This is a genomic window from Streptomyces sp. NPDC004327 (assembly GCF_042873935.1).
Lineage (GTDB): Bacteria > Actinomycetota > Actinomycetes > Streptomycetales > Streptomycetaceae > Streptomyces.
Window position 1 is genome coordinate 564780 of the sequence record NZ_JBIAME010000003.1, and the last position, 26777, is coordinate 591556.

At 73.4% G+C, this 26777-nt stretch carries 18 protein-coding genes; 13 read left to right on the top strand and 5 right to left on the bottom strand.

What is annotated here, in order from left to right; all coding sequences use genetic code 11:
- Positions 1 to 142 precede the first annotated feature (142 nt).
- On the bottom strand, positions 143 to 916 hold the full coding sequence (locus ACFYU9_RS13205) for an SDR family NAD(P)-dependent oxidoreductase (RefSeq protein ID WP_389204749.1): 774 nt from the start codon (positions 914 to 916) through the stop codon (positions 143 to 145).
- A 67-nt stretch (positions 917 to 983) separates the two neighbouring features.
- A complete protein-coding gene (locus ACFYU9_RS13210) occupies positions 984 to 1658 on the bottom strand; it encodes an MOSC domain-containing protein (protein ID WP_389344766.1) in 675 nt (224 codons plus the stop codon).
- An 88-nt stretch (positions 1659 to 1746) separates the two neighbouring features.
- Between ACFYU9_RS13210 and ACFYU9_RS13215 the strand changes: the two genes are divergently transcribed.
- Positions 1747 to 2682: a LysR family transcriptional regulator gene (locus tag ACFYU9_RS13215; RefSeq protein ID WP_389204748.1), complete on the top strand. Its 936-nt coding sequence runs from the start codon at positions 1747 to 1749 to the stop codon at positions 2680 to 2682.
- Positions 2683 to 3264: 582 nt separating this feature from the next.
- On the opposite strand, the gene ACFYU9_RS13220 is transcribed toward ACFYU9_RS13215, so the two are convergent.
- Positions 3265 to 3597, bottom strand: coding sequence for a WhiB family transcriptional regulator (locus ACFYU9_RS13220; RefSeq protein WP_389204747.1), 333 nt, complete (start codon positions 3595 to 3597; stop codon positions 3265 to 3267).
- A gap of 439 nt (positions 3598 to 4036) precedes the next feature.
- Between ACFYU9_RS13220 and ACFYU9_RS13225 the strand changes: the two genes are divergently transcribed.
- The 4 genes from ACFYU9_RS13225 (at position 4037) to ACFYU9_RS13240 (ending at position 8395) form a co-directional block, all read left to right on the top strand.
- A complete protein-coding gene (locus tag ACFYU9_RS13225; RefSeq protein ID WP_003948568.1) occupies positions 4037 to 4648 on the top strand; it encodes a response regulator transcription factor in 612 nt (203 codons plus the stop codon).
- Positions 4649 to 4897: 249 nt separating this feature from the next.
- Positions 4898 to 5500 (top strand): sigma-70 family RNA polymerase sigma factor, encoded by a 603-nt coding sequence (locus ACFYU9_RS13230; protein ID WP_389204746.1) that lies wholly within the window; start codon positions 4898 to 4900, stop codon positions 5498 to 5500.
- Between the two features lie 164 nt (positions 5501 to 5664).
- Positions 5665 to 7164 (top strand): IMP dehydrogenase, encoded by a 1500-nt coding sequence (gene guaB, locus ACFYU9_RS13235; RefSeq protein ID WP_389204745.1) that lies wholly within the window; start codon positions 5665 to 5667, stop codon positions 7162 to 7164.
- A 106-nt stretch (positions 7165 to 7270) separates the two neighbouring features.
- Positions 7271 to 8395: a GuaB3 family IMP dehydrogenase-related protein gene (locus ACFYU9_RS13240; protein ID WP_389204744.1), complete on the top strand. Its 1125-nt coding sequence runs from the start codon at positions 7271 to 7273 to the stop codon at positions 8393 to 8395.
- 83 nt (positions 8396 to 8478) lie between these two features.
- Here the strand turns inward: ACFYU9_RS13240 and ACFYU9_RS13245 are convergent, their stop codons facing one another.
- A complete protein-coding gene (locus ACFYU9_RS13245) occupies positions 8479 to 9732 on the bottom strand; it encodes a nucleotide sugar dehydrogenase (protein WP_389204743.1) in 1254 nt (417 codons plus the stop codon).
- A gap of 274 nt (positions 9733 to 10006) precedes the next feature.
- On the opposite strand from ACFYU9_RS13245, the gene ACFYU9_RS13250 reads away from it, so the two are divergent.
- The 6 genes from ACFYU9_RS13250 to ACFYU9_RS13275 all read left to right on the top strand — a co-directional run bounded on the left by ACFYU9_RS13250 (position 10007) and on the right by ACFYU9_RS13275 (position 22856).
- Complete coding sequence (locus ACFYU9_RS13250; RefSeq protein ID WP_389344587.1) at positions 10007 to 11719, top strand: glycerol-3-phosphate dehydrogenase/oxidase; 1713 nt, start codon at positions 10007 to 10009, stop codon at positions 11717 to 11719.
- A 199-nt stretch (positions 11720 to 11918) separates the two neighbouring features.
- Positions 11919 to 14252 (top strand): serine/threonine-protein kinase, encoded by a 2334-nt coding sequence (locus tag ACFYU9_RS13255; RefSeq protein WP_389344589.1) that lies wholly within the window; start codon positions 11919 to 11921, stop codon positions 14250 to 14252.
- A gap of 81 nt (positions 14253 to 14333) precedes the next feature.
- Entirely contained in the window at positions 14334 to 17273 is a 2940-nt protein-coding gene (locus tag ACFYU9_RS13260) for a serine/threonine protein kinase (protein ID WP_389344591.1), read from the top strand.
- A gap of 211 nt (positions 17274 to 17484) precedes the next feature.
- Positions 17485 to 19167 (top strand): serine/threonine-protein kinase, encoded by a 1683-nt coding sequence (locus ACFYU9_RS13265; protein ID WP_389204739.1) that lies wholly within the window; start codon positions 17485 to 17487, stop codon positions 19165 to 19167.
- Positions 19168 to 19281: 114 nt separating this feature from the next.
- Positions 19282 to 20967, top strand: a complete 1686-nt coding sequence (locus ACFYU9_RS13270) for a succinic semialdehyde dehydrogenase (protein ID WP_389344593.1) — start codon at positions 19282 to 19284, stop codon at positions 20965 to 20967.
- Positions 20968 to 21008: 41 nt separating this feature from the next.
- Complete coding sequence (locus tag ACFYU9_RS13275; RefSeq protein WP_389344595.1) at positions 21009 to 22856, top strand: GMC oxidoreductase; 1848 nt, start codon at positions 21009 to 21011, stop codon at positions 22854 to 22856.
- Between the two features lie 638 nt (positions 22857 to 23494).
- Here the strand turns inward: ACFYU9_RS13275 and ACFYU9_RS13280 are convergent.
- Entirely contained in the window at positions 23495 to 23824 is a 330-nt protein-coding gene (locus tag ACFYU9_RS13280; protein WP_389204736.1) for a chorismate mutase, read from the bottom strand.
- 357 nt (positions 23825 to 24181) lie between these two features.
- Between ACFYU9_RS13280 and guaA the strand changes: the two genes are divergently transcribed.
- A complete protein-coding gene (guaA, locus tag ACFYU9_RS13285; RefSeq protein WP_389204735.1) occupies positions 24182 to 25774 on the top strand; it encodes a glutamine-hydrolyzing GMP synthase in 1593 nt (530 codons plus the stop codon).
- A 150-nt stretch (positions 25775 to 25924) separates the two neighbouring features.
- Entirely contained in the window at positions 25925 to 26725 is an 801-nt protein-coding gene (locus ACFYU9_RS13290) for a class II aldolase/adducin family protein (RefSeq protein ID WP_389204734.1), read from the top strand.
- Positions 26726 to 26777: the final 52 nt, after the last annotated feature.

Consider the following 26777-nt stretch of genomic DNA (forward strand, 5'->3'; position numbering starts at 1 on the left):
CTCGCGTTGTGCCGAGGCATTCACGTAAGCGGTACGAGGGCCCAGGCGCGGAGCGCCTCGTAAGGGAGTCCCGTACCCCATCCCGTAAGGGTTCCCATGACCCCGTAAGGCCCCGTAAGGCCCCGTAAGACCCCGTACGGGGTCACTGCGGGCCGTACTTGCGGCCCGCCTTCGACGACACGCCGCCGAGCAGCGCGCGCGGCGCCAGCTTCACCACGCCCATCAGCGCCTTGTAACGGGGATCCGGGACGGACAGCGTCCTGCCCCGGGCCAGATCGGTCAGCGCCGCGGCCACCAGTTTGTCGGCGTCCAGCCACATCCAGCCCGGGATGTTGTCCGTCCCCATCCCCGCCCGCTCGTGGAACTCCGTCCGCACGAAGCCGGGGCACAGCGCCATCAGCCGCACGCCACTGCCCGCGAGGTCCCGGGCCGCGCCCTGGGTGAACTGCACGACCCACGCCTTGGACGCGCCGTACGTGCCGCGCGGCACGAACGCGGCCACCGAGGCGACGTTCACCACCCCGCCCCGGCCGCGCGTGCGCATCGCCGCGGACGCCGCCGAGGTCAGCCGCAGCACCGCCTCGCAGTGCACCTTCAGCATGGTCAGCTCGTCGGCCATGGACACTTCGAGGAAGCGGCCCTTGTTGCCGAACCCGGCGTTGTTGACGAGCAGGTCGACCGGGCGCTTGGTGTCGGAGAGCCGCGCCTCGACGGCCGTGATGCCCTCCTCCGTGGAGAGGTCCGCGGTGAGCACCTCGGCCTCGATCCCGTGCCGGTCGTGCAGCTCGGTGGCCTGCTCGCGCAGCCGCTTCATGTCCCGGGCCACCAGGACCACGTCATGTCCGTCGGCGGCGAGCCGCCGCGCGAAGGCGGCGCCGATGCCGGCGGTCGCGCCCGTAATCAGTGCAGTCGTCATACGCGGCACGTTAGCCCGCGCCGTGTGGAGGCCGTGTGCGGGAATCCACCGCCCTCGGGCGGCGGCCTTATCGCTTCGCGTACTTGTCGGCGTACGTGCGCGCGAGCCCGAGCAGCCCCGACTCCATCCACTCGGCCGCCACCAGCGTCTCCGGCAGCAGCGAGCGGTCGGTCGTCGCCGCGTGGTGCAGCCGGGCGACGGTGATGTCGTGGGCGGGTCGGTGGACGATCTCGATGCCGTCGCCCGCCCGGACCTCGCCCGGGACGATCACCCGGCAGAACGCGCCGGGCCCGGCCGCCGACTCGTTGAAGCGGCGGACCCAGCCGGCCTCGTCGAGGAAGCCGGCGAAGGTGCGGCACGGGATGCGGCCGCCGGTCACCTCCAGGACCACCTGCCCGCCGATCCGCCAGCGCTCGCCGAGCAGGGCGTTGTTCACGTCGAGGCCGCGGGTGGTGAGGTTCTCGCCGAAGGAGCCGGGCGCGAGGTCGCGGCCGAGTGCGCGCTCCCAGTGGTCGAGGTCCTCGCGCGCGAAGGCGTACACGGCGCGGTCGTTCCCGCCGTGGAAGCGCAGGTCGCAGACGTCGTCCCCGGCGACCCCGCTCGACGCCGTGCCGGCGGGGCCCGGCGCGTCGAGCCGCACGGGCCCGGCGACCGGCCGCTTGTCGATGCCCGTCTCGCCCGAGGGGGCGTTCGTGTACTCCACGGCCTTGGCCCGGCCCGCGTTCACGCTCAGCAGCTCCATCGACTCCATGGCCGCACCCTAATCCGAACACCTCAAAGCTGACCAGCGAAATTCGCCTGCGGACCCAAGACCCGCTTATGCTCGACGCATGATCGAGGCCCGCCACCTCCGTGTCCTGCGCGCCGTCGCCGCCACCGGCTCCTTCTCCGCCGCCGCGCGCGAACTCGGCTGCACCCAGCCCGCGGTGAGCCAGCAGATGAAGGCGCTCGAAGCCTCCGCCGGCACGCCGCTGCTCGTCCGCACCGGCCGCGAGACGCGGCTCACCCAGGCCGGCGAGGCCCTGGTGCGGCACGCCTCCGGCATCCTCGCCGGGCTGACCGCCGCCGAGGAGGAGGTCGCCGCCATCGCGGGCCTGCGGGCCGGCCGGGTCCGCCTGGTCTCCTTCCCCAGCGGCAGCTCCACCCTCGTCCCCACCGCCCTCGCCGCCCTGCGCGCCGCCCACCCCGGCACCCGGGTCTCCCTCGTCGAGGCCGAGCCGCCGCGCTCGGTGGAGATGCTGCGCGAGGGCGACTGCGACGTGGCGCTCGCCTTCCGCTACGGCAGCGGGCCGGACGCCGCGGGCCGCGAGGCCTGGGACGACCTCGTCGTGCGCCCGCTGCTCGCCGACCGGCTCGTCGGCCTGGTCCCCGAGGGCCACCGGCTGGCCGGCGCGGACCCGGTCGCGATCGGCGAGCTCGCCGAGGACCCCTGGATCGCGGGCTGCCCGCGCTGCCGCCGCCAGCTCGTCGACGTCTGCGAGGCGGCGGGCTTCACGCCCCGCATCGACTTCGCCACCGACGACTACCCGGCCGTGGTGGGCCTGGTGGGCGCGGGCCTGGGCGTCGCCGTCCTGCCGGCCCTCGCCATCGAGTCCGTACGGCCGCGGGGCGCGGTCACCGTCACGGTCGAACCGGCCGTAGACCGCGAGATCGTCGCCCTGACCCTTCCGGACCTGGCCCAGGTCCCGGCCGTCGCCGCCACCCTCGACGAACTCGCCCGCGCGGCCACGCGCGCGTCGACGGGATCGAGGCCGGCGGGCGCGTAGGCGCCGGCCGTACGGGGCCGGGAAACGCGGGCCGGGCCGCCGTTCGGCGGATCCGCGCGCGACCGCGCCGCACGGTGGCGGGCCGGGGCGGCCGCGCGCCGGGGCCGGCCCCGCGCGGGCGCCGCACGCGATCCCGGCGCGGCGCCCCGCGGCGCGCCGGGCCCCGCTCTTCCGGCCCCGCCCGACGCCGTTCGGGTGACGGGCGCGCGGGGCCGTACGAGTGGTCCGCGGCGCGGCCGTACGGGTGAGGTCACGCCCTCGCGCGGCCGAGCGCGCGGGGTCGTACGGGCGTGCGCCCCGGGGCCGTCCGGGTGAGACGGTGCGGGCCGTCGGAGTGAGTGCCCCGGGTCCGTACGGGTGAGGGCCCTGCCGCCGTACGGGGGACGACCGCGGGCGCGGGCCGCGACCGTACGGGTGAGAGGGTCGGGCCGTACGGGTGAGGGCCCGTCCGGCGGGCCGGGGGCCGGACGGGGCCCTGACCGCGTCGCGCGCCCCCGGGCCGCGCGCGGTGCGGCGCCCGGTGTGCCGGCCCGTCAGGTCCCGTACGGGAAGCACCGGATGAGGAAACGTTCCTTCAGGACTTCAGGTCGTGGCGGCCGCCCTCGCCGTCGCGGTCGTGGTCGTGGTGACCAGGCGGTTGCGCGCCCGGCCCATGAGTTCCTCGCGTTCGTCCTCGGTGAGGCCGCCCCAGACGCCGTAGGGCTCCCGTACGGCGAGCGCGTGTGCCGCGCACTCCGCGCGTACCGGGCACCGCATGCAGACCTCTTTCGCCGAGTTCTCGCGCGCACTCCGTGCCGCGCCGCGCTCTCCCTCGGGGTGGAAGAACAGGGAGCTGTCCACTCCGCGGCAGGCCGCGAGGAGTTGCCAGTCCCACAGATCGGCGTTGGGTCCGGGAAGGCGGGAGAAATCTGCCATTGCGCTAGTCCCCTTGAAACCGTGTCGAGCGGATACGGATTGGTGGGCGGGTGGATGGCTGATCGACGGGGGCCCTTCGCCCCCGCGGGTCTCGGATACCTACCGTCTACTGTCTAAGTAGATGTAAATATGACTCATTGCGAATCTAGCCACAGACACCGCAAAAAGGGAAGAAAACCCGCTAAATGGGGCATAGGTTCGGGTGAAGGGCGGATGACCTGCGGCGCTCTCCTCCGCGTACGGTCCCTCACGTAGAGTGCCGAAGGTCGCCGTCCGACCCGTAACTCTTTCGAGTGACCATCGTTGAGAGTGCGAGGCGGTTGAAGGAACAAGCGCTCGGGCAGGTGTCCGAGGGCGTCAACCGCACAGGTGACCCGACGTACCAGCCCTGGAGGCTCAAGGTGACGCGCATCAGCTGCGAGAGCCGCGGAGGTCAGTCATGACATCCGTCCTCGTCTGCGACGACTCCCCGCTTGCCCGAGAGGCCCTTCGCCGTGCGGTAGCGACCGTGCCCGGCGTCGAGCGCGTGACCACCGCGGCCAACGGCGAGGAAGTCCTCCGCCGCTGGGGCGCGGACCGCTCGGACCTCATTCTCATGGACGTGCGCATGCCCGGTCTGGGCGGCGTGGAGACCGTCCGCCGGCTGCTCTCCGCGGACCCCGGCGCCCGCATCATCATGCTCACCGTCGCCGAGGACCTGGACGGCGTCGCGCTCGCCGTCGCCGCCGGTGCCCGTGGCTATCTGCACAAGGACGCCTCGCGCGCCGAGCTGCGGGCCACCGTCACCCAGGCCCTCGCCGACCCGACCTGGCGGCTCGCCCCGCGCCGGCTGCGCTCGGCCGAGATGGGCGCGGCACCCACCCTCACCGCCCGCGAGATCCAGGTCCTGGAGGGCATGAGCCACGGCCGCTCCAACGCGGAGATCGGGCGCGAGCTCTTCCTCTCCGAGGACACCGTCAAGACGCACGCACGGCGCCTCTTCAAGAAGCTGGGCGCCTCGGACCGGGCGCACGCCGTCGCGCTCGGCTTCCGCTGGGGCCTGGTGCGCTGACCTGCGGCCGTCGGCCGCATCCCCGTCCGCCGCGGGGCGGACGGGGTGGGCTTGTGTCACTTCCCCGCGGAATGCCGCATCCTTGAAGACGTGGAGTTCCTCGGGGACGAGACGAGCGAGCCGACGGAAGAAGACAAGCGGAAGGGGAGGGCGCAGGAGATGAGTGCCGGCGCACCTGCTCATAACGCTTCGGTGCACAAGTACGAGCGCGGTGCCGCGAACGAAGCGGCGCCGGGGCACCATGGAGCGATGCGCGACGACGATGCCGTGGGGTCACCCGTGCCCGCCGGGCAGGGGGAGATCGGTGCGCTGGTACGCCGTGCCGTCGAGGGGGACGCGCAGGCGACGCACGACCTCCTCGCGCGCGTGCACCCACTCGCCCTGCGCTACTGCCGCACCCGGCTGAACCGGCTGCCCGGTGACGCCCGCCACTTCACCGAGGACCTGGCCCAGGAGGTCTGTGTCGCCGTCCTCATGGCGCTGCCGCGCTACAAGGACACCGGCCGGCCCTTCGAGGCGTTCGTCTTCGCCATCGCCGGACACAAGGTCGCCGACCTCCAGCGGGCCGCCATGCGGCACCCGGGGTCGACGGCGGTGCCCTCCGACGAGATGCCCGAGCGGCCCGACGACTCCCTCGGCCCCGAGGAGCGGGCACTGCTCAGCGACGACGCCGAGTGGGCCAAGAAGCTGCTCGCCAACCTCCCGGACAACCAGCGCGAGCTGCTCGTGCTCCGGGTGGCCGTCGGGCTGACGGCCGAGGAGACCGGGCAGATGCTCGGCATGTCCCCGGGTGCGGTCCGGGTGGCGCAGCACCGCGCGCTGAGCCGGCTGCGGGCACTGGCCGAGCAGTAGCCCCGCCAGTAGTCCGGACCGGTAAGGCTCGCGAGGGACAGGTGTCCCTCACGTACACGTGCGAACGTCCAAAGATCCTTACTGATCTTGCTCGTGGAATGAGACACGGCCGCAGCCCGTTAGCATGGACATCCGCACCGATCAAGGCCACTGGGGAAGGTGTCATGACCAACATCGACGGAGTGCCCGAGAAATTCGCGACACTCGGGTTGACCTACGACGATGTGCTGTTGCTGCCGGGTGCATCCGAGGTGCTCCCCAACGCGGTCGACACCTCGTCCCGCATCTCTCGTAACGTCCGGGTCAACATCCCGCTGCTCTCCGCGGCGATGGACAAGGTCACCGAGTCCCGCATGGCGATCTCGATGGCCCGCCTGGGCGGCGTCGGCGTGCTGCACCGGAACCTCTCCATCGAGGACCAGGTCAACCAGGTCGACCTGGTGAAGCGTTCCGAGTCCGGCATGGTCACCGACCCGATCACCGTGCACCCCGAGGCGACGCTCGCCGAGGCGGACGCGCTGTGCGCCAAGTTCCGCATCAGCGGCGTCCCGGTCACCGACCCGGCCGGCAAGCTCCTCGGCATCGTGACCAACCGCGACATGGCCTTCGAGAGCGACCGCAGCCGTCAGGTCCGCGAGGTCATGACGCCGATGCCGCTCGTCACCGGCAAGGTCGGCATCTCCGGCGTGGACGCCATGGAGCTGCTGCGCCGCCACAAGATCGAGAAGCTGCCGCTGGTCGACGACCAGGGCGTGCTCAAGGGTCTGATCACCGTCAAGGACTTCGTCAAGGCGGAGCAGTACCCGAACGCGGCGAAGGACTCGGAGGGCCGGCTCCTCGTCGGCGCCGCCGTCGGCGCCAGCCCGGAGTCGCTGGAGCGCGCCCAGGCGCTCGCCGCGGCCGGTGTGGACTTCCTGGTCGTCGACACCTCGCACGGCCACAACAGCAACGCCCTGAGCTGGATGGCGAAGATCAAGTCCAGCGTGAACGTCGACGTGATCGGCGGCAACGTCGCCACGCGTGACGGCGCGCAGGCGATGATCGACGCCGGTGTCGACGGCATCAAGGTCGGCGTCGGCCCGGGCTCCATCTGCACCACCCGCGTGGTCGCCGGCATCGGCGTCCCGCAGGTCAGCGCCATCTACGAGGCGTCCCTCGCGGCCCGTCCGGCCGGCATCCCGCTGATCGGCGACGGTGGCCTGCAGTACTCGGGCGACATCGGCAAGGCGCTGGCCGCCGGTGCCGACACCGTGATGCTCGGCAGCCTCCTCGCGGGCTGTGAGGAGTCGCCCGGCGAGCTGCTCTTCATCAACGGCAAGCAGTTCAAGTCGTACCGCGGCATGGGCTCGCTCGGCGCCATGCAGTCCCGCGGCCAGGCCCGGTCGTACTCGAAGGACCGCTACTTCCAGGCCGAGGTCGCCTCCGACGACAAGCTCGTGCCCGAGGGCATCGAGGGCCAGGTGCCCTACCGCGGCCCGCTGGCCAACGTGCTGCACCAGCTCGTCGGCGGTCTCCGCCAGACCATGGGCTACGTGGGCGCAGGCACCATCGAGGAGATGGAGTCGAAGGGCCGCTTCGTCCGGATCACGGCCGCGGGTCTCAAGGAGAGCCACCCGCACGACATCCAGATGACGGTCGAGGCGCCGAACTACAGCAGGAAGTAAGGCTCGGCGACACGAGGGGCGGTTCCGGCAGGTGGCCGGAGCCGCCCCTTCCGCGTGCGTCGGGGATACTGGTAGGCGCAGACACAGAGGGAAAGGCCACACAAACGTGACTGAGATCGAGATCGGGCGCGGCAAGCGCGGCCGCAGGGCGTACGCGTTCGACGACATCGCCGTCGTGCCGAGCCGGCGCACCCGGGACCCGAAGGAGGTCTCGATCGCCTGGCAGATCGACGCCTACCGCTTCGAGCTGCCCTTCCTGGCCGCCCCCATGGACTCGGTCGTCTCGCCGCAGACCGCCATCCGCATCGGCGAGCTGGGCGGCCTCGGCGTGCTGAACCTCGAGGGCCTGTGGACCCGCTACGAGGACCCGCAGCCGCTGCTCGACGAGATCGCCGAGCTCGACGAGGCCACCGCGACCCGCCGTCTGCAGGAGATCTACGCCGCGCCGATCAAGGAGGAGCTGATCGGGCAGCGCATCAAGGAGGTGCGCGACGCGGGTGTGGTCACCGCCGCCGCGCTCTCCCCGCAGCGCACCGCGCAGTTCTCCAAGGCCGTCGTCGACGCCGGCGTGGACATCTTCGTCATCCGCGGCACGACCGTCTCCGCCGAGCACGTCTCCGGCGCCGCCGAGCCGCTGAACCTGAAGCAGTTCATCTACGAGCTCGACGTGCCGGTCATCGTCGGCGGCTGTGCCACCTACACGGCCGCCCTCCACCTGATGCGCACCGGCGCCGCGGGCGTCCTGGTCGGCTTCGGCGGCGGCGCCGCGCACACCACGCGCAACGTGCTCGGCATCCAGGTCCCGATGGCCACCGCCGTCGCGGACGTGGCCGCCGCCCGCCGCGACTACATGGACGAGTCCGGCGGCCGCTACGTGCACGTCATCGCCGACGGCGGCGTCGGCTGGTCGGGCGATCTTCCGAAGGCCATCGCCTGCGGTGCCGACGCCGTCATGATGGGCTCCCCGCTGGCCCGCGCCACGGACGCGCCCGGCAAGGGCCACCACTGGGGCATGGAGGCCGTCCACGAGGACGTGCCGCGCGGCAAGCTGGTCGACCTGGGCATCGTCGGCACCACCGAGGAGATCCTCACCGGCCCGTCGCACACCCCGGACGGCTCCATGAACCTCTTCGGCGCCCTGCGCCGCGCGATGGCCACCACCGGCTACAGCGAGCTCAAGGAGTTCCAGCGCGTCGAGGTCACGGTCGCGGACGCGCAGCACAAGCGCTGACGCCACCGGCGTACGCATAAGGGCCCCGCACCGGGTGGTGCGGGGCCCTTCGCCGTACGTGAGGGGCCGGGGGCGGACAGGCCCTAGAGCCGGTGGGCCGCGCCCGCCGGGGTCGCGCCGCGCGTGTCGAGGAGCAGCTGGGCCTTCACGGCCAGGCCCTGGAGGTCGTACGTGCGGTGGTGCTGGAGCAGGATCGTGAGGTCGGCGTGGGCGGCGGCCTCGTAGAGGGAGTCGGCTCGGGGGACCGGCAGGTCGCGGACGCGCCAGTCGGGGACGTGCGGGTCGTGGTAGCTCACGCTCGCGCCCAGGTCCATCAGGCGGCGGGCGATCTCGTCGGCGGGGGAGCCCTGGCGGTCGGCGAGGTCGGGCTTGTACGTGATGCCGAGCAGCAGGATCCGGGCGCCGCGGGCGGACTTGCCGTGCTCGTTGAGGAGGGTGGCGGAGCGCTGCACGACGTACCCCGGCATCCGCTCGTTGACCTGGCCGGCGAGTTCCACCAGACGCAGCGGGCGGTGGGCGCCGACGGTGTCCACGGGCACGCCGTGGCCGCCGACGCCGGGCCCCGGGCGGAAGGCGTGGAAGCCGAAGGGCTTGGTCTCGGCGCAGCGGATGACGTCCCAGAGGTCGACCCCGAGCTCGTGGCAGAGCACCGCCATCTCGTTGACGAGGGCGATGTTCACGTGCCGGAAGTTGGTCTCCAGGAGCTTGACGGTCTCGGCCTCGCGCGGGCCGCGCGCGCGGACCACCTTGTCGGTGAGGCGGCCGTAGAAGGCCGCGGCGGACTCGGTGCAGGCGGGGGTCAGGCCGCCGATCACCTTGGGGGTGGCGGAGAAGTCGCGCGCCCCGCCGTGCGTCCGGCCGCCCGGGTCGAGCCGGCCGGGGGAGTAGGCGAGGTGGAAGTCGCGTCCGGCGCGCAGCCCCGAGCCGGTCTCCAGGAGCTCGCGCAGCGGGCCCTCGGTGGTGCCGGGCGGCACCGGGGACTCCAGGAGGACGGTGGTGTGCGGGCGCAGCCGGGCGGCGAGGGCGCGGGCGGCCGCGGTGACGGCGCCGAGGTCGAGCGTGCCGTCGGGCGCGGGCGGGGTGGGGGCGCAGATGACGGCGGTGCGGACCCGGCCGAGTTCGCCCGTGTCGGTGGTCGGCCGGAAGCCCGCGGACAGCATCCGGCGGATCTCGGCGGCGGTGAGGGACCCGTCGACCGGGGGGCGTCCGGCGGTGAGTTCGGCGACGGGGCGGGGGTCGGTGTCGTAGCCGATGGTGTCGATGCCGGCCGCGGTGGCCGCCTGGGCGAGCGGGAGTCCGTGGTGGCCGAGGCCGATGACGGCGAGATCAGCGGGCATGGGGGATGGGCCGTCCTTCCCAGGAGCCGGTTAGCCGGAGGGGACGCGGTGCGCAAGCCCTGTGGACCGAAGGTGGCCGACGCAATGTCAGACTAAGCGTAAATATGACCGATATGTGGCATTGCGAGGGTGAAGGTCGCCGAGTGTTATCCACAGGGTGGGGCGGGGGCGGTGGCTGAAGTCGGCGGGGCGGGACAGAATCAGGACTGTGAGCCGGGCCACACAGGCCCGGTCCGTGCACCGGTCAGACGGAGGACGACGGGAGGCAGCAACCGTGAGGACAGCGACACTGGGGCCCGCCGAGCGCACCGAGGCGCTCGCGGCCATGGCCGAGCGCGAACTGGACGTACTGGTCGTCGGCGGCGGGGTCGTCGGCGCGGGCACCGCGCTCGACGCCGTCACCCGAGGCCTCTCCACCGGCCTCGTCGAGGCCCGCGACTGGGCCTCCGGCACCTCCAGCCGCTCCAGCAAGCTCATCCACGGCGGCCTGCGGTACCTGGAGATGCTCGACTTCGCGCTCGTCCGCGAGGCCCTCAAGGAGCGCGGCCTCCTCCTCGAACGGCTCGCCCCCCACCTGGTCAGACCCGTCCCGTTCCTCTACCCCCTCCAGCACAAGGGCTGGGAGCGGCTGTACGCGGGCTCCGGCGTCGCCCTGTACGACGCGATGTCCGTCTCCTCCGGCCACGGCCGCGGCCTGCCCGTCCACCGCCACCTCAGCCGGCGGGGCGCCCTGCGCGTCGCCCCCTGCCTGCGCAAGGACGCCCTCGTCGGCGCCCTGCAGTACTACGACGCCCAGATGGACGACGCCCGCTTCGTCACCACCCTCGTCCGCACCGCCGCCTTCTACGGGGCCAGGGCCGCCAGCCGGGCCCGGGTCACCGGCTTCCTGCGCGAGGGCGAGCGGGTGGTCGGCGCCCGCGTCCAGGACGTCGAGACCGGCGGCGAGTACGAGATCCGGGCCCGCCAGATCGTCAACGCCACCGGAGTGTGGACCGACGACACCCAGGCCCTCATCGGCGAGCGCGGCCAGTTCCACGTCCGCGCCTCCAAGGGCATCCACCTCGTCGTGCCCAAGGACCGCATCCACTCCACCACCGGACTCATCCTGCGCACCGAGAAGTCCGTCCTGTTCGTCATCCCCTGGGGCCGCCACTGGATCGTCGGCACCACCGACACCGGCTGGGACCTCGACAAGGCCCACCCCGCCGCCTCCAGCGCCGACATCGACTACCTGCTCGAACACGTCAACGGCGTCCTCGCCACCCCGCTCACCCGCGACGACGTCCAGGGCGTCTACGCGGGCCTGCGCCCCCTGCTCGCCGGCGAGTCCGACGCCACCAGCAAGCTCTCCCGCGAACACACCGTCGCCCACCCCGTGCCCGGCCTGGTCGTCGTCGCCGGCGGCAAGTACACGACCTACCGCGTGATGGCCAAGGACGCCGTCGACGAGGCCGTCCACGGACTCGACAAGCGCGTCGCCGCCTGCGTCACCGAGGACACCCCGCTCCTCGGCGCCGAGGGGTACAAGGCCCTGTGGAACGCCCGCGCCGGCATCGCCGCCCGCGCCGGCCTGCACGTCGCCCGCGTCGAGCATCTCCTCGGCCGCTACGGCTCCCTGACGGAGGAGATCCTCGACCTCGTCGCCGCCGAGCCCGCCCTCGCCGCACCCCTCCCGGCCGCCGAGGACTACCTGAAGGCCGAGATCGTCTACGCCGCCTCCCACGAGGGCGCCCGCCACCTCGACGACGTCCTCACCCGCCGCACCCGCATCTCCATCGAGACCTTCGACCGGGGCACCCTCAGCGCCCGCATGTGCGCCGAACTCATGGCGCCGGTGCTCGGCTGGGACTCCGGACAGATCGACAAGGAGGTCGAGCACTACGAGAAGCGGGTCGAGGCCGAGCGCGAATCGCAGCGCCAGCCCGACGACCTGACGGCCGACGCGGCCCGCCTCGGAGCCCCGGACATCGTGCCGATCAGGCCTTAGGGCCTGTCCGGACACGTCTCAGAGGCGTCTCAGGGGCGTCTCAGGCGCGTGTCAGGGGCGTCTCGGGCTTCTCGCAGTTCGGACCCGGGGGAGGCAGCGGTCGCGGAGTGAGGGACAATGAGCTCTCTTCCAGGGCGGGTTGCCGCAGAACGCGGGAGCTCCGGACGCGGGCGAGAAACAGGGATCGCAGAGGGGACGCATGTCGGAGGCGGAGCAGTCGCGGAACACGGGGCAGGCCCCCCGGCGGAACGCCGCCGCGGGCGCCGCCACCGACGCCGACCGGGACAGGATCCCGGCCGCGCGCGCGGCGGAGCAGGACGAGGCGGCGGCCGAGGCCGGGCAGCAGACGGACGCGCGGGCGGAGGACGCCGGGCGGGCCGCGGCGGAGCCCGACGGCGCCGTCGCGCCCGAGGAGCCCACGGACGCGCGCCCGGCGGGCGGCGAAGCGGCGGGCGGGAAGGGCGAGACGGGTGCCGCCGACCCGCGGCGCCAGGGCGCCGCGCCGCGCGCCGAGCGGCCGGCGGTCGGGCTGGCCAAGACCGCCGCCGGCGGCGGGTCGACCGACGGCGCCGCACCGGCGACCGGCTTCGGGGCCGACGCGACCGGAACGGGCGTGCGGAGCCGCAAGGCTGACGCCCCGTCCGCCGAGGGCCGGCTGCTCGCCGGACGGTACCGGCTCGGCGTCGTCCTCGGACGCGGCGGCATGGGCACGGTGTGGCGCGCGGTCGACGAGACGCTCGGCCGGACCGTCGCCGTCAAGGAACTGCGCTTCCCCAACAGCATCGACGACGACGAGAAGCGACGCCTCATCACCCGGACCCTGCGCGAGGCCAAGGCCATCGCCCGGATCCGCAACAACGGCGCCGTGACCGTCTACGACGTCGTCGACGAGGACGACCGCCCGTGGATCGTCATGGAGCTCATCGAGGGCAAGTCCCTCGCCGACGCGATCCGCGAGGACGGCACGCTCACCCCGCGCCGCGCCGCCGAGGTCGGCCTCGCCATCCTCGACGTGCTGCGCTCCGCGCACCGCGAGGGCATCCTGCACCGCGACGTGAAGCCGTCCAACGTGCTGATCGCCGAGGACGGCCGGGCCGTCCTCACCGACTTCGGCATCGCCCAGGTCGAGGGCGACCCGTCGATCACCTCCACCGGCATGCTCGTCGGCGCCCCCTCGTACATCTCGCCCGAGCGCGCCCGCGGCCACAAGCCCGGCCCCGCCGCCGACCTCTGGTCGCTCGGCGGCCTGCTCTACGCGGCCGTGGAGGGCAGCCCGCCCTACGACAAGGGCTCCGCGATCGCCACGCTCACCGCCGTGATGACCGAGCCCGTCGACCCGCCGAAGAACGCGGGCCCGGAGCTGGAGAAGGTCATCTACGGCCTGCTCGCCAAGGACCCGGCCGACCGGCTCGACGACGCCGGCACCCGCGCGCTGCTGCGCGCCGTGCTCGACGCGCCGGAGGCGCCGCCGGAGCCGGGCCCCGAGGCCACCAGGGTCGTACCGCTGCCGCCACTCCCGCCGCTGCCCGAGCGCCCCGCCGCGCCCCCGGTCACGTCCGGCAAGGAGAGGAAGCCGGCCCGTGAGAAGGCCGGCGAGGCGACCGCCGAGCGGCTGCGCGGCGCGCTGAAGTCGGTGCGGAACGCGGCCGCAGCCCCGGCCGGCCCCGCGCGCCCGGCCGGCCCCGGCACCCCGGACCGGCCCGCGGCGGCCAGGGCGTCGCTCACCGACGTCGTGCCGCGCCGCACCCTGGTGATCATCGCCGGCGTCGTGCTGCTCACGCTGCTCGGCATCATCCTGTACGCCTCCCTCGGCGGCGGCCAGGACGGCACCGACCAGGGCAAGGGCGGCAAGACCGGCGGCACCGCCGCCACCGCGGGCGCCGCGTCCGGCGGCGGGAACACCGACAACTCGCCGAGCGGCCCGACCCAGCAGGGTGGCGGCGGCAAGCCGGCCGCCAACAGCGGCGGCCAGAGCGGCGGCGCGCCCAGCACGCCCGGCGGCGGCGACCAGGGCGGCGACGGCAACGCCAACGGCAACGGCGGCGGCAAGGGCAACGGCGGCGGCGCGACGCTGCCCGCCGGGTACGCCATGGTCACCAACGACCGGTTCCACTTCTCGATGGCGATGCCCACCGCCTTCCGGCTCACCGCCGTGGCCGGACAGAACTCGGGCGGCATCTTCAACGCCGCCGAAGGTGCCTTCCCGCGCGTCCAGGTCGACTTCAACGACAGCCCCAAGGACGACGCGGCCGCCGCCTGGCGCGCCGCCATGGCCGCGGTCGCCGCGACCAGCAACGGCTACCGGCACATCGGCATACACCCGGTCTCGTACAAGGGCTATCCGACCGTCGCCGACTGGGAGTTCGAGCGCAACCAGGGCGGTCAGCGGGTCCACGTGCTCAACCGCGGCTTCAAGGTCGACGGCGAGCGCGGCTACTCGATCATGGTCAGCTGCCGCGCCGACCAGTGGGACGCGGCGGAGTGCAAGACGCTGCGGGAGACGGCGTTCGCCACGTTCAGCCCCAAGGACTGACCGGCGGACGTATCGTGAGAGGCCCCGTCCCGAGACCGTGAGGGCGGGGCACGGGGGACGGCAGGCGCGTGGGGAGGCGTCGTGGACGACTACTCGGGAAGGGTGCTCGCGGACCGCTACCGCCTGCCCCTGCCTCCGGCCGACGCGTACGAACACGTCGAGACGCGCGCCTTCGACACCTACAGCGGCCAGGAAGTGCGGATCCGTCAGGTGCCGCTGCCGGAGGTCGTCGACGCCGAACTCCTCGACGGCCGGCCCTACACGGACCCCGGCCGCGCCACCCGAAGACCGGCCGACCCGGCCGTCCGGCGCGCCGTCGAGGCCGCGCAGGCCGCCGCCCGCATCCCCGACCACCCGCGCCTCGACCAGGTCTTCGACGTGTTCGCCGAGGCCGGCTCGCTCTGGATCGTCAGCGAGTCCGTCCCCGCCACCTCGCTCGCCGGGCTCCTCGCCGAGGGCCCGCTCAGCCCGTACCGGGCCGCCGAGATCGGCGCCGACCTCCTCACCGCCCTGCGCGCCCTGCACGCCCACGGCTGGACCCACCGCAACGTCACCGCGCGCACCGTCCTCGTCTGCGACGACGGCCGGGTCGTCCTGACGGGCCTCGCCGCCGGCGCGGCCGAGGAGGCGCTGTGCGGCTACGCCCCGGTCCCGCCGGAGGACGAGTTCGGCCCCGAGCCGTTCGAGGCGTACGCATCGGAGCCGTACGAGCCGGAGGCGTACGAGCCCGAGGCGTACGCGGAGGAGGCCCCGGAGACGTACGAGGCCGAGGCGTACGAGTCCGAGAACCACGAGTCCGAGGCGTACGGCTCCGAGACCTACGAGTCCGGGGCGTACGAGTCCGACCCCGGCGTGCCCGGACTCCCCGCCGCCCGCACCGGCTACGGCCCCCACGGCACCCCGTACGGCACCTCCGTCGTGCCGCCGCGCGGCGTCGAGCCGGTCCACGGCCAGGCCGGCGAGGCCGACCAGGGCGACGGCGACGGGTCCGGTGAACCGGACGCGCCCGGACGCACCGGTTACGGGCCCCACGGTGGCACGCCCTACGGCGACGCCGGACGCGCGGGCGGCAGGCCCGAGCTGCCCGCCGCGTCCGGCGTGCCCGCGTCCGGGGTGCCGGCGGACGCCGACGTGCGGGCGGCCAGGGCCGGGGCGATCGCGGCGTACCGGGCGGGGGCCAGGGCCGCGGCGAGCATCGGGGACACCGGGGCGCTGCCGGTCCAGCGCGCGGCCCAGCCCGCGCCGTCCACCCCGTCCACCCCGCCCGCCCCTTCCACCGCGCCGTCCACCCCGTCCCCCGGCGGGCCGCCCGTTCCGCCCGAGCCACGGTGGTGGGCGCGGACGGACGACGACGGGGACGACGCCGACCTCGACGACGAGGACGACGAGGGCGGGCCGACCCCGCCGCCCCGCGCGTACCTCGCCGGGAGCTGGAGCGACGGGCCGCACGCCTCACGCGACGGCGGGCGCAGCGTTCCGGCGGGTGGCGGAGGCCCCGCGCTGCCCGCGCTGCCGGCCGGATACACGGCGGCGACACCGGCCCAGCGCCCCGCCTCCGAGCCCGTCACCGGCTCCGGCTCCGGCTCCGGTTCCGCCGCAGCGCCCGGCGCGGAGCCGTACCGCGGCCCGGTGACCCGGCTCGCCGCCGAGCGGGCCCGGCAGACCCGGATGGCCCTCGTCGGCGCGGTCACCGAGCGCTGGGCGCCCGAGCAGGCCGGCCCGGTGCACGAGCACTGGCGGCTGGCCCCGCCCATCGGCCCGGCCACCGACCTGTGGGCGCTGGGCGCGCTGCTGTACCGGGCCGTGCAGGGCCATGCCCCGTACCCCGAGGACAGCGCCGCCGAGCTGGTCCAGCTGGTCTGCGCCGAGCCGCCCGCGTTCGCCGAGGAGTCCGGCCCGCTGCGGCCGGTCGTCGAGTCGCTGCTGCGCCAGGACCCGACCGAGCGCCCCGACGTGGAGGAGCTGAGCGGCTGGTTGCGCTCCCTCGTGCGGTCGGCGCCCGAACCGGACGCCGGCCTCGGCGTCGTACCGCTGCCGTCGCCCGACGCCAAGCGGCTGCCCATCGTGCGCCGACGCGGCGAGCTGGTGCGACGGCGCCGCAAGGGCGCGGCCGCGAACGGGCGGCACCGGCACGCCCGGGGCCGCGCCGTACGTGAGACCCCGCACCAGGACACCTCGCTGCACGACCTGATGCACGGCCACGAGACGGCGCGCGGCGAGGAACTGACGCACGACCACGAGCCGGTGCTGGACGAGATCCCCCAGCGCGCCCCACGAGCCCCTCGCGCCTCCGGGCGCCCCTCGGGATCCCCACGCTCCCTCGGCCGTACGCTGCTTGTCCTGATCCTGCTGCTGCTCGGCGGGGCCGTCGCGTACGCCGTGCTGGTCCTGCCCGGGCGGGAACAGGGCGGCAAGAACGGATCGTCGGCGGCGCCGTCCCAGGCACCGACCTCCGCCGCGCCGTCCTCCGGCGCGTCCACCGGCGCCCCGGCCACCCGCCCGCCCGCGTCCTCCCGGCCGCCTGCCGCCACCACCCCGCCTGCCGGCGACCCCTCGGCGCCCGCGCTCGCCCCCGGTTACGACCTGCGCGAGGATCCCGAGGGCTTCCAGGTCGGCGTGCCGAAGGGCTGGCGGCGCAGCCCGATCAACGACGCCGGGCAAGTCCGCTTCACCGGCGGCGACTTCACCCTGGTCGTCGTCCCGGGCAGGGATGCGGTTCAGGCCAATGGTGACGACCCGCTGGCGTACCAGAGCACCAAGGAGCGCGAGCTGACTCCGTGGCGCGAATCCTCCTGGTCGAGCGCCTCCGGCCTGCGCCGTGTCGACATCGGCCGGCGTGCCACGGCCGAGGGGCAGTTCACCTGGCAGGACAGCACCGGGCGCGAGGTTTTCGTGCGCAACCTGGCGCTGATCGACCGCGGCCGCTATCACGTGGTCCAGGTCATCGGCCCGTCGAGCGAGCGGGACAAGGTCTCGGAGATCTACGAGCAGGCGACGAAGGCGTACCGCGTCACGCGCTGACGGCACTCCGCGTGGCGCGCGATCGCCCCTGAGCGGCGCCGGAATGGCGCTTGAACGGTGCTCGAACGGCGCTCGTACGGTGGCGAACAGGGCGTGTCGGACTGGCTGAAAGTCACCCCCGGTCACAGTGTTGTTCCTTAACCCGCCCCGAGGTTCCGCGCACGGCCTTGTGCTCCGTACCCTTGTTTCCGAAGCAAACAGGCGGGGGCACGTGGAACAGTCTGAGAGCACCGGAACCGGACTTCTGCTGGCCGGGCGTTACCGGTTGGGCGAGTCCATCGGGCGTGGCGGCATGGGCAAGGTCTGGCGCGCGCACGACGAGGTGCTGCACCGTGTGGTGGCCGTCAAGGAATTGACGGCGGGCCGGTTCGTGGCCGAGGCCGACCGGCTGGTTCTGCATGCCCGGACCCAGAAGGAGGCCCGGGCGGCTGCCCGGATCACCCATCCGGGCGTGGTCACCGTGCACGACGTCCTGGAGCACGACGACCGTCCGTGGATCGTGATGCAGTACGTGGACGGGCCCTCGCTCGCGGACGCCGCCAAGGCGGACGGGACGATCGAGCCGCGCGAGGCGGCCCGGATCGGCCTGCACGTCCTCGGCGCGCTGCGCGCCGCGCACGCGGCCGGCGTGCTGCACCGGGACGTGAAGCCGGGCAACGTGCTGCTCGCGCGCGACGGCCGGGTGCTGATCACGGACTTCGGCATCGCCGCGATCGAGGGCGACAGCTCGATCACCCGGACCGGCGAACTCGTCGGCTCCATCGACTATCTGGCGCCCGAGCGGGTGCGGGGCGGCGACCCTGGCCCGGCCTCCGACCTGTGGTCGCTGGGCGCGACGCTCTACACGGCGGTGGAGGGCACCTCGCCGTTCCGCCGCGGCTCGCCGATCAGCACCATGCAGGCGGTGGTGACCGAGGAGCCGCCGTATCCGGACCAGGCCGGTCCGCTCGCCCCGGTCATCGTCGCGCTGCTGCGCAAGGACCCGGACCAGCGCCCGCGCGCGGACGAGGCCGAGCGCATGCTGCTCGACGCCATGGAGGGCCGCAGACCCGAGGCCGCGCAGGCGTACGTGCCGACGCGCCCGGTGCCGGCCGAGGAACTGGCCGCCGCCGCCCCGTCCGTGACGACGCCGCAGCCCGTCCCGCACGAGGCGCCCCGGCCTGCCGAGGCGCCCGCCCCGGCGCCCACGGGCTCCACCGTCCTGTCCGGCCCGCCCGCTGCGCGCCGCGGCCGCTGGCGCGTCGCGCTGCTCGCCGCCGTGGCCGCGGGCCTGCTCGCCGGCGGCGCGGTCTTCGCCACCATGACCCACCTGGGCGGTCTCGGCGGTGGCGGCAGGGACGGCGGCGACCGCAACGGCAAGACCGACCCCACCACCGACCCCACGACCGACCCGACCTCCGCCGCGAGCAAGGGCCCCAAGGGCGCCATCCCGGTCGGCTGGCACCGCGTCGACGACCCGGCGGGCGTCAGCCTGCTCGTCCCCGACGGCTGGAAGCGCCAGAAGGACGGCGACTCGATCGACTACACACCGGACAAGGGCCGCCACCGCATCCGGATCAGCATCGACAAGTCCCCGGACTTCGAGAACCCGTACGTGCACATGCTCGACGTCGAGAAGAGCCTGGAGAAGCGGCTGCCCGCCTACCAGCGCGTGGTCCTGAACCAGAACACCTTCCGCGACCAGGTCGACTCCTGCGTGTGGGAGTTCACCTGGCAGGAGCGGACGACCTTCCCCGGACCGCGCCACGCGATCGACCAGGTGTACTACGAGGACGACGGCACGGAGTACGCCGTCTACATGTCCTCGCCGGAGGAGGACTGGGCCCGTACGAGGGAACAGTTCGACATCGTGAAGAAGTACTGGCGGACTCCTGGAGATGCCGTAAGTCCCTGACGAGCCCCTGATCAGGGCTTATGTGCCAGCGATCGCTGGCGCGATGTGCGCAGGGGGTGAAAAGACGTTACCGCCGGGTACCCAAAGCCCGGAATGCGGCCTACCCTCACCCTCATGACGGACTCGACCGCCCCGACGGACTCGACGGAACCGCAGGCCCTCCCCGGCACGGACCGGCCCACCGCGACGAAGGCCGCGACCTCGCTCGCCGCCGCCGGCACCAACCCGGTGGCGCCCGCGCCCGCCGGCGCCCGCGGCGCCGCCGACGTCGTCACGCCCGAGCTGGTCGCCCGGCTCACCCGCGGGGTCGCCGGCTCCGGCCGTACCGCCAACCACACCCCGTTCACCGGCGAGAAGCTGGCGGACCTGCCCGAGTCCACCCCCGAGGACGTCGCCGACGCCTACGCGCGCGCCCGCGCCGCCCAGCGCGCCTGGGCCGCGACCCCGGTCCGGGCCCGCGCCGCCGTGCTGCTCCGCTTCCACGACCTGGTCCTGCGCCGCCAGGCCGAGGTCCTCGACCTCATCCAGCTGGAGACCGGCAAGGCGCGGCTGCACGCGCACGAGGAGATCCAGGCCGTCGCCGTCGCCGCGCGCCACTACGGCCGCAAGGCCCCCGCGTACCTGCGTCCCAAGCACCACACCGGCGTCGTGCCGACCCTCACCAAGGTCACCGAGCTGCGCCAGCCGCGCGGGGTCGTCGGCCAGATCGCGCCCTGGAACTACCCCCTGGAGCTGTCGGTCGGCGACGCCCTGCCCGCCTTCGTCGCCGGCAACGCCGTCGTCATGAAGCCGGACACCGAGACCGCGCTGACCGCCCTGTGGGCCCGTGACCTGCTGATCGAGGCCGGCCTGCCCGCCGAGGTCTTCCAGGTCGTCCTCGGCGAGGGCCCGGTCGTCGGCCCCGAGGTCGTCCGGCACGCCGACTACGTGTCCTTCACCGGCTCCACCCGCACCGGCCGCGAGGTCGCCCAGGGCGCCGCCGCCCGGCTCGTCGGCGTCAGCCTCGAACTCGGCGGCAAGAACGCGATGATCGTCCTTGGGGACGCCGACGTCGAGAAGGCCGCCGCCGGCGCCGTCCGCGCCTGCTTCTCCTCCGCCGGCCAGCTGTGCATCTCCATCGAGCGGCTGTACGTGCACGAGTCCGTCGCCGACGACTTCGTGGCCCGCTTCGCCGCCCGCACCAAGGCCATGCGGCTCGGCAACACGCTCGCGTACGGCGCCGAGATGGGCTCCCTCGTCGGCGAGCGCCAGCTGGCCACCGTCACCCGGCACGTCGAGGAGGCCGTCGCCAAGGGCGCCAGGCTGGTCGCCGGCGGTGTCGCCCGCCCCGACATCGGCCCGTACTTCTTCGAGCCGACCATCCTCGACGGCGTCGAGGCGCCGATGGCCGTCTGCGCCGAGGAGACCTTCGGGCCCGTCGTCTCGATCTACCGCTTCACCGACGAGGACGAGGTCGTCGAGCTGGCCAACGCCACCCCGTACGGCCTGAACTCCTCCGTCTGGACCACCGACTCGCGCCGCGGCCACGCCATCGCCGCCCGGCTGCGCACCGGCACCGTCAACATCAACGAGGGGTACGCGCCCGCGTACGGCAGCGTGCAGTCCCCGATGGGCGGCATGAAGGACTCCGGCCTCGGCCGGCGCCACGGCTCCGAAGGCATCCTCAAGTACACCGAGGCGCAGACCGTCGCCCAGCAGCGGCTGCTCCCGCTCGCCCCGTCCCTCGGGATGGACGACGAGAGGTACGCGGCCTTCATGAGCACGTCCCTGAAGGTCATGAAGGCCCTGCGCCTGCGCTGACCCGCCCCGACCCGCCTGCCCGATCGCGTACGAGGAGAGCCATGACCGCGGTACCCCCTGCCCGGAACCAGGAATCGGACGGTCCCGACGCCTCGGACGGCGCGTACGACTACGACGTCGTCGTCGTCGGCTCCGGCTTCGGCGGCTCGGTCACCGCCCTCCGGCTGACCGAGAAGGGCTACCGGGTCGGCGTCCTGGAGGCCGGCCGCCGCTTCGCGCGCGCCGAGCTGCCGAAGAACTCCTGGGACCTGAAGAACTTCCTGTGGGCCCCGGCCCTCGGCCTCTACGGCATCCAGCGCATCCACCTGCTCGGCAACGTCATGGTGCTCGCCGGCGCGGGCGTCGGCGGCGGCTCGCTCAACTACGCCAACACCCTCTACGAGCCGCTCGCGCCGTTCTTCGACGACCCGCAGTGGAAGGACATCACCGACTGGCGCTCCGAGCTCGCGCCGTACTACGACCAGGCCAAGCGGATGCTGGGCGTCCGGCTCAACCCGACGATGACCCCGTCGGACGTGCACCTGAAGGCCGCCGCCCAGAACATGGGCATCGGCGACACCTTCCACATGGCGCCGGTCGGCGTCTTCTTCGGCGACGGCAAGGACGCCGGCGGCGACGGCGCGGAGGGCGAGGGCGGCGCGGCGAAGGTGAAGCCGGGCACGGAGGTCGCCGACCCGTTCTTCGGCGGCGCCGGCCCCTCGCGCAAGGCGTGCGTCGAGTGCGGCGAGTGCATGACCGGCTGCCGGCACGGCGCCAAGAACACCCTCAACGAGAACTACCTCTACCTCGCCGAGAAGGCGGGCGCGGTGGTCCACCCGATGACCTCGGTCGTCGCCGTCACCGAGGACTCCCGCGGCGGCTACGCGGTGAGGACCCTGCCCACCGACAACCGCAAGAAGGGCGCCGGCCGCACCTTCACCGCCCGCAAGGTCGTGATCGCCGCCGGCACCTACGGCACCCAGACGCTGCTGCACCGGATGAAGGACACCGGTCTGCTGCCGCACATCTCCGGCCGCCTCGGCGAGCTGACCCGCACCAACTCCGAGGGCCTGGTCGGCGCGCAGACCACCGACCGCCGCTACCGCAAGCGGCACGGCAAGGCCAAGGCCGACTTCACCCGCGGCGTCGCCATCACCTCGTCCGTGCACCCGAACGAGAACACCCACATCGAGCCGGTGCGCTACGGCAAGGGCTCCAACTCGATGGGCAGCCTCACCGTCCTGCAGGTGCCCTACGGGGCCCACCGGGTCCGCAACTGGCTGCTCGGCCTGGTCCGGCACCCGGCGCTCGCCGTGCGCTCGCTGTCCAACTGGCACTGGTCGGAGCGCACCATCATCGGCCTGGTCATGCAGTCCCTGGACAACTCGCTGACCACCTACCGCAAGTCCGGCGGCCTCGGAAAGGGCCTGCTCACCGCCCGCCAGGGCCACGGCGCGCCGAACCCGGTCCAGATCGCGGAGGCCACCGAGGCCGCCACCCTGCTCGCCGAGGAGATCAACGGCTTCGCCGGCTCCAACGTCGGCGAGCTCATGGGCACCCCGCTCACCGCGCACTTCCTCGGCGGCTGCCCGATCGGCGCGGACGCCCAGTCCGGGGTCATCGACCCGTACCACCGGCTCTACGGCCACCCGGGCATCTCCGTCGTCGACGGCGCGTCGGTCTCCGCCAACCTGGGCGTCAACCCGTCGCTGACGATCACGGCGCAGGCGGAGCGGGCCATGTCCTTCTGGCCCAACAAGGGCGAGGAGGACCCGCGGCCGCGGCAGGGCGAGGCGTACGTCCGGGTCGCCGCCGTCGAGCCCAAGTCCCCGGCGGTGCCGGCCGACGCCTTCGGCGCGCTGAAGCTGCCGTTCCTGGGCATCCCCGCGGTCCCGCCGAAGAAGGCGTGAGCCCGGCCGGTCCCCTGCCGGAACGGATTCCGGAAAACAGAAGAGGCGCTGCACCCCCCTCCGAGTGCAGCGCCTCTCCAGTTTCTGGGTGGTGCTGCATAGGAGACCGGTGACCTGGGGGATTGGTTGTAGCGCTCTCACGGAATCTTTATGTGACGCGCGTCACGTGCGGGCGGGTGCGGTGTCCGGACACGGAGCCGGGGCCCCGCGGCGCGATTCCGGTCGCGGCGCGGGACCCCGGTGCGGGCGCCGGGGGAGGCGGGCGCCACGCGGGAAGGGAGGGAACGAGTGTGGGGGTGTGGGAGCGGGGACGCGGGGAGGTCGGATCGTTCGGCCGGTTGCGGTCGGCCCCGGGCGTCCCCGGGACCGACCGCCCTTTCTGGGTGACCGGGCTGCTGTCCCCTGCCGTCCGGTCACACGCGCTGGAGCGAGGTCCCACGACGTACCGAGAGGTACGCCACACGCCCCAGCGAAGCCACGCGTGGTCTTCATCGGGCCCGCCCCTGGCTGGCACGGACACCACCACCAACGAACCGGCGCCCGGCCCGGTCACGCGCCGTACGGGTGAGACGGCGACCGAACTCGGGTGCGGTGACCACCCCCGTACGGGCCGGGGGCGCGCCGGGCCGCCCGGGACGTCAGACGCGGCCGCGGCACAGCTCCAGCATCGTCATCGCGAGCGCGGTGCCCGGCTTGCCGAGGGCGTCGCGGTAGTGGCCGAGGACCTCCATCTCGCGGGCCAGGTTCACCCGGCGGCCGCCGGAGGAGATCCGGGCCTCCTGGATGACGGCCGAGACGGCCATCCGTTCCTGGATCAGCCCGATGATCCGGTCGTCGAGCGCGTCGATCCGCTCGCGGGCGTCGCCGATCAGGGCCGCGGCCTCGTCGGTGCGGGCGCCGGTCTGCTCGGCGGCGGTCCTGGTGGCGGTGCTCGCGGTCGTGGCGGTCATGGTGGTCGTGGCGGTCATGGCGGGGCTCCTCGGTGCTGGACGGGGTTGCCCCGGAGCGGCACGGCCCGGGAAACGACAAGCGCCCCGGGCCTTGTCGGCCCGGGGCGCCTGGGAAGTCGCTTGTCAGTTGCTCAAGCAGCACGACCATGGCATCCGGACCGGCCGGTGCCATAGGTAAAGACGAAGGTCGTGAGCTTGCGCATGGGGCACAGTATGGCCCCCGCGGCGCGCCCGGCGGCAACCCGGGCCCGGATGGTGAGACGAAGGCCACCCCGGTTCGGATGGTGAGACGAAGGGCAAGCGCGCCGCGCCGGTAGAATCGACAAATAGCCCCCCTCTCGGGGAACCCTCTCCTACCGCCGGAAGGCCGCCGTAGTGTCATCAGCGACTCCCGCTGCCGCGCCCGACGTCACCAACCCGGACGTAGTCCTCGTTGTCGACTTCGGCGCCCAGTACGCCCAGCTCATCGCCCGTCGCGTCCGTGAGGCGCGGGTCTACAGCGAGATCGTCCCGTCCACCATGCCGGTGGCCGAGATGCTGGCCAAGAAGCCGAAGGCGATCATCCTCTCCGGCGGCCCGTCCTCCGTGTACGCCGAGGGCGCCCCGCGCCTGGACCGCGAGATCTTCGAGGCCGGCGTCCCCGTCTTCGGCATGTGCTACGGCTTCCAGCTGATGGCGACCACCCTCGGTGGCACCGTCGACAACACGGGCGCCCGCGAGTACGGCCGCACGCCGCTGCACGTCTCCAAGGCCGGCTCGACCCTCTTCGAGGGCACCCCGGTCGAGCAGTCCGTGTGGATGTCGCACGGCGACGCCTGCTCCGCCGCGCCCGAGGGCTTCGCCGTCACCGCGTCCACCGACGTCGTGCCGGTCGCCGCCTTCGAGAACGACGAGAAGAAGCTGTACGGCGTCCAGTACCACCCCGAGGTGCTGCACTCCACGCACGGCCAGCAGATCCTGGAGCACTTCCTCTACCGCGGCGCCGGCATCGAGCCCACCTGGACGACCGGCAACGTCATCGAGGAGCAGGTCGCGGCCATCCGCGCCCAGGTCGGCGGCAAGCGCGCCATCTGCGGTCTGTCCGGCGGCGTCGACTCCGCCGTGGCCGCCGCGCTCGTGCAGAAGGCCATCGGCTCCCAGCTCACCTGCGTCTACGTCGACCACGGCCTGATGCGCAAGGGCGAGACCGAGCAGGTCGAGAAGGACTTCGTGGCCGCCACCGGCGCCAACCTGGTCGTCGTCGACGCCCAGGAGCGCTTCCTGAACGCGCTCGCCGGCGTCTCCGACCCGGAGACCAAGCGGAAGATCATCGGCCGCGAGTTCATCCGCGTCTTCGAGCAGGCGCAGCTGGAGATCCTCCAGGAGGAGGGCCCCGAGGTCGCCTTCCTGGTCCAGGGCACCCTGTACCCGGACATCGTCGAGTCCGGCGGCGGCACCGGCACCGCCAACATCAAGTCCCACCACAACGTCGGCGGCCTCCCCGACGACATCGAGTTCGAGCTCGTCGAGCCGCTGCGGCAGCTCTTCAAGGACGAGGTCCGCATGGTCGGCCAGGAGCTCGGCCTGCCGGAGGAGATCGTCCAGCGCCAGCCGTTCCCCGGCCCCGGCCTCGGCATCCGCATCGTCGGCGAGGTCACCAAGGAGCGCCTGGACCTGCTGCGCGAGGCCGACGCCATCGCCCGCGAGGAGCTGACGGCCGCCGGTCTCGACCGCGAGATCTGGCAGTGCCCGGTCGTGCTGCTCGCCGACGTCCGCTCCGTCGGCGTCCAGGGCGACGGCCGCACCTACGGCCACCCGATCGTGCTGCGTCCGGTGTCCTCCGAGGACGCCATGACGGCCGACTGGTCGCGCCTGCCGTACGAGGTGCTCGCCCGCATCTCGACCCGCATCACCAACGAGGTCGCCGACGTCAACCGCGTCGTTCTCGACGTGACCAGCAAGCCGCCGGGCACCATCGAGTGGGAGTAGTCCCGCCGGCCCGTGCGTGAAGCCGCCGCCCCTGATTCGCACCAGGGGCGGCGGCTTCGCCGTTCCCGGGACGCTCCGTGGCGCGGCCCGCGGGACCCGGCTCCGTCCGGACTCTGGTGAGTTGACCGGCCGGGCGTTACCTTCCGGCCCATGACCGAGATACCGGTGTCCGTCCCGGCGCCCGTCCCCGTCGACCAGCTCCACTTCGCGATGCCGCCCGTCCACGCGACGAGCGCCGAGGAGCGCACCCACCGCAAGCGCCGGCTGGCCGCCGCGCTCCGGGTCTTCGGACGGCTCGGCTACGAGGAGGGCGTCTCCGGGCACATCACCGCGCGCGACCCGGAACACCCCGACTGCTACTGGGTGAACCCCTTCGGCGCGCCCTTCGCCGAGCTCACCGCGAGCGATCTGATCCTGGTCAACGGCGACGGCCAGGTCGTGTACGGCGCCCACCACGTCAACCAGGCCGCCTTCACCGTGCACGCCCAGGTCCACCGGGCCCGGCCCGACGTCGTCGCCGTCGCGCACACCCACTCCACGCACGGACGGGCCCTCGCCGCGCTCGGCGAACTGCTCGACCCGATCACCCAGGAGGCGTGCGCCTTCTACCAGGACCACGCCCTCTACGACGCCTACACCGGTGTCACCGTCGACCCCGAGGAGGGCAGGAGGATCGCGGTCGCCCTCGGCGGCCTCAAGGCGCTCGTGCTGCGCAACCACGGTCTGCTCACGGTCGGTTCCTCCGTGGACGCGGCCGCCTGGTGGTTCATCGCCATGGAACGCTGCGCCCAGGTGCAGCTCACCGCGCGGGCCGCGGGCAAGCCGGTCGTGATCGACCACCGCGACGCCGTCGCCACCCGCGAACAGCTCGGCAGCGACCTGGTGGCCTGGATCAACTACCAGCCCCTGTGGCGGCGGATCAGCCGCACGGAACCCGAACTCCTGTCGTAGTGAACGTCGTAGAACACGCCTTTCCGTCAATGTGATGACTCTCCAATCACTC